Origin of the sequence: Acrocarpospora sp. B8E8, assembly GCF_039871605.1 — a bacterium.
Taxonomy (GTDB): Bacteria; Actinomycetota; Actinomycetes; order Streptosporangiales; family Streptosporangiaceae; genus Acrocarpospora; species Acrocarpospora macrocephala.
The window spans coordinates 223,420-230,059 of sequence record NZ_JBDPLV010000005.1 but is presented as its reverse complement, the minus strand read 5'-3'; the positions used below and the strand labels follow the sequence as shown (position 1 = coordinate 230,059).

General features: G+C 54.5%; 4 protein-coding genes. 2 read left to right on the top strand and 2 right to left on the bottom strand.

The genetic code is table 11. From position 1 onward, the window contains the following. Positions 1 to 613 precede the first annotated feature (613 nt). On the top strand, positions 614 to 3,154 hold the full coding sequence (locus tag ABGB08_RS07455) for an ATP-binding protein (RefSeq protein ID WP_347587665.1): 2,541 nt from the start codon (positions 614 to 616) through the stop codon (positions 3,152 to 3,154). Between the two features lie 230 nt (positions 3,155 to 3,384). Continuing rightward, entirely contained in the window at positions 3,385 to 4,353 is a 969-nt protein-coding gene (locus tag ABGB08_RS07450) for a hypothetical protein (RefSeq protein WP_347587663.1), read from the top strand. A gap of 16 nt (positions 4,354 to 4,369) precedes the next feature. Here ABGB08_RS07450 and ABGB08_RS07445 read toward each other — a convergent pair whose 3' ends face one another. Further along, on the bottom strand, positions 4,370 to 5,347 hold the full coding sequence (locus ABGB08_RS07445; RefSeq protein ID WP_347587661.1) for a hypothetical protein: 978 nt from the start codon (positions 5,345 to 5,347) through the stop codon (positions 4,370 to 4,372). Between the two features lie 368 nt (positions 5,348 to 5,715). Then, the gene (locus ABGB08_RS07440) at positions 5,716 to 6,441 is read right to left on the bottom strand and encodes an XRE family transcriptional regulator (protein WP_347587659.1); all 726 of its coding nucleotides are present in this window, start codon (positions 6,439 to 6,441) and stop codon (positions 5,716 to 5,718) included. Between the last annotated feature and the right edge of the window lie 199 nt (positions 6,442 to 6,640).

Sequence of the window (6,640 nt, the reverse complement as noted above, 5' to 3'; positions counted from 1 at the left end):
GAGCTTGATCCACCCGTATATCGTCGACCTGCCGACGCCGAAGATGGCCACTGCGTCATCGACGTGCATGCCTTTGTCTATCGCGCTGAGTACGAGCGTCCGGGTGTCCTCGAGGGCTCGCCGGGGGATTCGCTTGATTGACTCGCTGATCACACTGAGAATTATCTCAGTTACTTACTGTTGCCGCCTGGTGAACGACTCAACTGGTCCAGTAACCCAATTTCCAATCAGTAAATCACCTCTTCTGTCTGAGAAGGCTAGCAGGATATCAGTAGAAATAAACAACGCTCGTCGCCAAAGTAGCCTCGGCTAGGCGGCGAAGGCAGAGATCAGACACCAACACAGCTAGACCCTAGGTCTACGTGACAAGAAATTCTTGTAGGCCCATTACCGGGATTATGGCCTGATTCAAAACGTTCGAGTCCGTTCGAAAATAACAAGGTCCTTGTGTCGCTATGCACGGGTTTCCATCGATAAAGACGGAATTGTCTGATGTTACATGCCCTGCGGTAAATACACTCGACCTTTCCTACTCCAAGTTGATCGTGTACGGTATGGGCCTTCGGGCATGAAGAACGTCCAAAAGCCCATAAATGAGTCAGGAGGGCTACATATGGCATTCAATATTCAAACGACCGGAGTCGCCGTTCCTGACGCCTCTGTAGAAGTAACCATCGGTCCAAAATTCTTGGAGCTGTTCAGTGAACAGCTATATACCTCCCCAAATAAAACTTTTGAAGAACTAATCTCGAACAGTTGGGATGCGCAGGCCACACAAGTACGAGTAGGGATGTCCGGCACCCTTTCAACTGCGGGCGCCGCCGTGTGGGTCATAGATAATGGCACATCGATGGATGTCGATGGATTTCGCCAATTATGGTCGGTAGCCCAGTCCACAAAGGTAGCCACAGTTCAACCTGGTCGGCAGCCTATCGGTAAGTTTGGCATCGGTAAGCTAGCAACATATGTTCTGGCGCACGAACTGACGTATGTATGCAAGGCGCATGATGGCCAGATTAGGGCCGTAACTATGGATTACAGGAGAATAGGAGGCGAAAGCGAGCGACTTCATATCGATCCGCTTCCGCTACCGGTAAGATGCCTCACATTGGAGGAGGTCTATGCTCTCCTCAACACGCTAGAAGAAGGAGAGCGTATCAAGCGGGACCTGGATCGACTCATTGCAGATGAGCCGATAGAAGTTTCATCTGGCGCCAATGAGTTTGGGGGGCCGCCCGATGTGAGTGAGCGTTATGCCGGTACATGGACCCTCGCTATACTAACAAACTTGAAATCTGCAGGCCTAAAGATGCAGGTTGGTCATATTCGTCGTATGCTGATGGCCAGTCTACCTCTCGGCTCAACAATAGGAATTACATTCAATGGCGAGCCACTCAAGTCGACAAAAGAGTCGATTGCCATTTCACAACAATGGACGTTGGGGCCGGGACTCGATCTTAAGAAAATCGAAGTGGATAAGGACACCATAATCGAGGTTGAGGAAATCGATGCTCCTTATCCACATATTGTCATAGCTGGATTAGGGGAGCTCACCGGCACAGTTACCCTATACGAAGAATCCATTGCAGGAGGAAAAAGCCAAAATCTCGGCTTCTCAAATGGCTATGCGATCAATATACTTGGGCGCGTCATAAACTGCGAGGATCCATACTTCGGCCTGCAGAACCTTAATCACACAGCTTGGGCCAAATTTCGTGCCGCCATTCGTGCGGACGGCCTTAATGGCAAACTGGCGATAAACCGAGAGGCTGTGCTCGACGGTCGTGAGCTACAGATATTTCGGGCCTTCCTAAAAGCGCTTTTCAATAGAACTCGGACCACACACGATAAGAAGGCAAGAGCAAGTTGGCCCGATGCCGGTGACATTCTGACGGAGGCCTGGGGAACTGTCCCTCTGGAGCCTTTACGCCGCGAAATAGAAGATGGTCTCACACGAGGTTCCATGCCCTCGTTTGTCAGCGGAGACCCTGAAGATATCTCTGAGGAGGAGCTGGACAGCTGGAATGAGGTCAAAACCCCGGCAGATGTCATCGAAGACATCACATTTCTTCCTCGCGGCATAGACGCGCCACTTGTTTGTTACGACATTCGAGGACGTCGGATAGTTATCAACGAAGATCATCCGTTCGTTCGTGAGCACGCCACAACACATGAGCAGCAGCTACTCCTTCGCGACTATGCGATGGTTGAGCTCTTGACGCAAGCCTACCTTAATCAATTGGAAGTCGATAAGGCAGTTCTGGGACAGGTTGAAGTTTATCGTGACCAGCTTCTTCGTCTCGTAGCTCGCCTAAGGCGTAAGAGTGGATTTCAGATTGCACAACTGCTGGATCTTGCATCCGTACATCCAAAAGACAAGGCTTTCGAGACAATCCTTGGGGATGCTCTCGAATCCCTTGGCTTCTCCGTAAAGAGACTGGGTGGAAGCGGAAATCCCGAGGGAGTTGCAACAGCATTTATTACACCAGGCAAGAACCAAGCATCATATTCCTTCACATATGACGCAAAGTCCTCTATTAACAAAAAGGTGCAAGCAAAAGACGCCAATCTTGCAGGGCTGGTCCGTCATCGAACTGACCATGAGGCTGATTACTCGCTTGTTGTCGGTCCTGCCTTCCCGGAGGGTGCCCTTCAGAAAGAATGTCAGCAGCAGAAGGTTACCCCTTTGAAGGCAGAGGATCTGGCTGCACTTATGTTGCTTAACGCAACCCGAGGTCCAATCTCCTTGGAGGAGCTGAGGGGACTCTTCTTGTTATACGATGATAGAGATGTGCATACGTTTATTGCTGACCTCTCGGACAGGCTGCACGCGCAGAAGACTCTTAGTTATACGGAGATCTTTCGAGCCCTGGAAAATCTCGGATTTGAAGGGCCCGATATGCTGACCACCCCGGTAATCGCGAAAGAAATCCGTGATAGAACCGGCGATAAAGGATATCCGACCAAGAAAGACGTTGCCGGGGTTTTGTCCGGACTATCTATAATGGCGCCGACAATGGTGCGAGTACAGGGCGACAATGTATTTCTTGGTGCCAGACCCGACAAACTTAGAGAAGTAATCGTCAAACAACTCAATTCCATCCCGTCTACCTATAGCATTGGCGTAGACCCGAGCTTGTTGGATAATGAGTGAACTACTTGTCACACTCTAGCCAAAGCCTTCACCCATTTCCGGCCCGTATGGCTCCTGAGATAGCATTCGCAGAATGTGCGAACATTCCTAATGGGGCGATAGTTGCGGATCCAATGTCCGGATCGGGGACGACACTGCATGCAGCGATCTCGGAAGGTTGTGTAGCTGTAGGGTGCGATCTAGACCCTCTTGCAGTTCTCATCGCGAAAGTGCGTACTACGCACATCGACGTGAGCACCTTTCTGTCGGCGGTTAATGATCTAGCCGGACAGGCACGATCCTTTACTGGATCTCTTGAAATACCGTGGATTGATGCCGACAGAGAGACGAAGACATTTGTGGACTTCTGGTTCGCGAAATCGCAACAGGAAGAGCTACGGAAGCTGGTAAAGGTCCTACGCTCTGTCGACGACAATGTCCTCCGCAATGCACTATTCATTGCAATGAGCAGACTCATTGTTACGAAGGGTAAAGGCGCATCCCTGGGGCGAGATGTAAGTCATAGTCGTCCCCATCGAGTCGGGTTAACGAATGATTTCCGGGTGATCGATAAGTTTATCGAATCTGGAAAGCGAATGTCTCGGTTGTTCTCCAGTATATCCGGCTCGGCGGTCGCTCAGGTTTTCCGTAGTGATGCCCGAGCGACTGGTCTCCGTGACGGATCGATTGATCTCATTATAACGTCCCCTCCCTATCTCAACGCAATTGATTATCTTCGCGGACATAAACTATCCCTAGTGTGGCTTGGATATTCGATTTCAGACGTGCGCGCGATCCGATCCGTGTCCGTAGGAGCCGAGAAGGGTATTGACGCCCCATCTTCTGACCCTTTGGGGCTCCTACGCGATGCGGTTGAGTGCTACTGGCATCTCACTAGCCGCTACCAGCGAATGGTTGACCGTTACCTTCTCGATCTTATTTCAATGTATGCCGAGCAAGGCCGGATTCTGAAGCCCGGAGGTCGATCGATCACCGTAATCGGAAATTCGGCACTGCGTGGCTATTTCCTGAGAAATGATGAGGCTGTAATTATTGCCGCCGAATTGAGTGGGCTAGTATTGGAGGATCGGTACGAGCGCGATCTTCCTGCCAATCGCCGTTATTTACCACCACCTACGGAAAATAGGACTGCACAATTGGGGAAACGAATGCGAACCGAGTCGGTTCTCAAGTTTCGCAGAAGGGCTATGCCCGGGTGAGGCAGGCCCGATCCCCCTAGTCCAGATCGGGGACGTCGGCAAAAGTGACACCGTCCCAGTAGACAAGGCTAAAATTCAGATCTGTGAGCAGTGCCTGGAGATCTTGGTGTGGCTCTTCGGGGAGAAGGACTGCGAGCTTTGGTTGGGCAGGCTCGACGTGTCGGCGGTAGTCCAAGAGTTGTCCGATGGCCATTCGTACAGCTTCGCGGGTGCTACTGCCTTTCAGCTCGTACAGGACATGGCCTTGGGCGTCGTACAGGTCGGTGAGAAGGGTTCCGGTGAGGCCCTTCACTTTGATCTGAAAGCGCTTGAGGTCCCGGCCGTGGGTCTTCATGAAGGCCTGGAATTGGTCGGAGAGGTTGGCTTCACGTCGCTCGGCAATGGTCTTGGGCGCTGCGGACCGTGAGCTCTTGGACTTCTTGTTCGTCTCTGGTTCCACGATGGCACTGGTAGTGACATTCGCAGGAACCACGGTAGCTGTGGTCTCCATAGACGGCGGGATGATGTCGTCCTTAGCGCGTTGGTAGTCCTCGGCTACCGGCCGCAGGCGGAACACAATGACACGTCGCATTACTTGATCGCTGTTGGGCGCCTCGCGCATTACATACGGCTGAACCCGATCCAGTTCGAACCGTCCCAGGTAACGGTGACGCTTAGTGCCCGTCCCGGGCACAACGCCGATGGCCTTGAAGACGCGCAAATCTCGTTTGTCGTCGACGTGATGCAGGATCGCGCGGTTGCCACTGCCGTGCCGGCCTTCGAAGGTCTGGTCGTTCTCACCGTGTCCGGTGTACTCAAAAACCGGGCCGAGTTCATCCTCCTCGGCCAACCAACCGTCGTAGTACCCGCGGAGTTCCCCAACCTTCGGGTCGGAGTACAGGAGCACGTTCGGTGTCGTCCCCGATGGACATACACCCCCCTGAGGGCTTCCACCAAAGATGGGGGCAAGTTCCTCACGCGTCCGGATCTGTCCTGGCTTGAGTTCGATCATCACAACCCAAGACTAGAGAAACCCTCTTCAATCGGACCGTAGTGTCTCAATCTATGCACTATAGAGATATATCGTCCATCTGAACGCCCGGGTTCGGATTGCTCCGGCTCCGATCGCAAACGGCATTGGTCTCGTTGCCCATCGTTGGCCTGTACCGCCGCCTGGTGAAGAGGCCGTGTGATGAGGTTCGGCCACGCGATCCCCTGGCCGATCCATCGAGCGTGTCGGTCACACTCCGCCCGAAAATCGGCGCGTAGGCGGTGCTGGTCGCGACCGGCCGAAGAGCCGCAGCGCGGCCAGCGACCGCCCGGCGCGCGGCAGACCGCCGCAGGCGGGCTGCCCTTGATTACGTGGAGAGAAGTTTCTTTGGATCATGTTCCTGGTTCTGCGATGTCCCATGTGCGTTCGAAGCTGGTCAGGTAGACGGGGACGCTGCCCTGATCTCCGTTGGCCCGTAGGTGGACCACGGGGGCGTCGGCTGCCGGCACGCCGTAGACGTGGGCGTTGACGAGGAGTTCGTCGTCTGCTCGATAGATCGAGTTGTAGAGGACCGTGCGGTGAAATCGGAGTTCGGCTCCTGGTAGCCCTCGGAGTGGCTGGAACAGGGTGATTGCGTTCCTGATCTTGGCGGCAATCGTGTGGCCACCGATCCGCTCGTCGGATCCTCGTGCCGCTACCTCCTGGCTCTCGGGGTCACCGAGAAGGATGCGGACCCTGACGCCGTTGCGCGCTCGTTCGGCGATCCTGCGGATTAGTCCGGCGTCTTCGGCGAGGAAGAGGCTGCTGTAGGCGAGAATGCCGATTTCCTCGGTTGCGCTCTCGAACAGGTCTTGCCAGACGGCATGCGGTACGGCCCAGCGGTGGGGGTAGACGGCCAGGATTTCGTTGGAGACGCCTTGTCGGCGTGGCACGGTGTCGGGCCATAGTTCGCCTTCGTCGAGGTTGAGGAGTTCGGCGATGGCCCAGCGGTGGCGTGGGTAGGGGATGCGGCCTTTGAGCCACCGGTCGACGGTCTTGGGGTCCACGCCCAGTTCTGCGGCGATGTCTACGGGCCGTAGGTGGGCTCTGATCAGCGCGTATCGAAGGTTGTCGCTCACGGGCACCTCTCGTGGGCGTGGGTTCTGCCAGCGACGCTAACATAAGAAGTCCCTAGACGTCCCTCAAGTGGGGTGGATAGATCTTTCGCTCTGTCAGAGGCTCGTCCAGCACGAACGCCGCAACCTACGCCAAGGGCTAGGCGCTGTGGGGCGGCCCCTACCGGCCGTGGTCGTCGATGAAACGAGAGGGAGCACCATG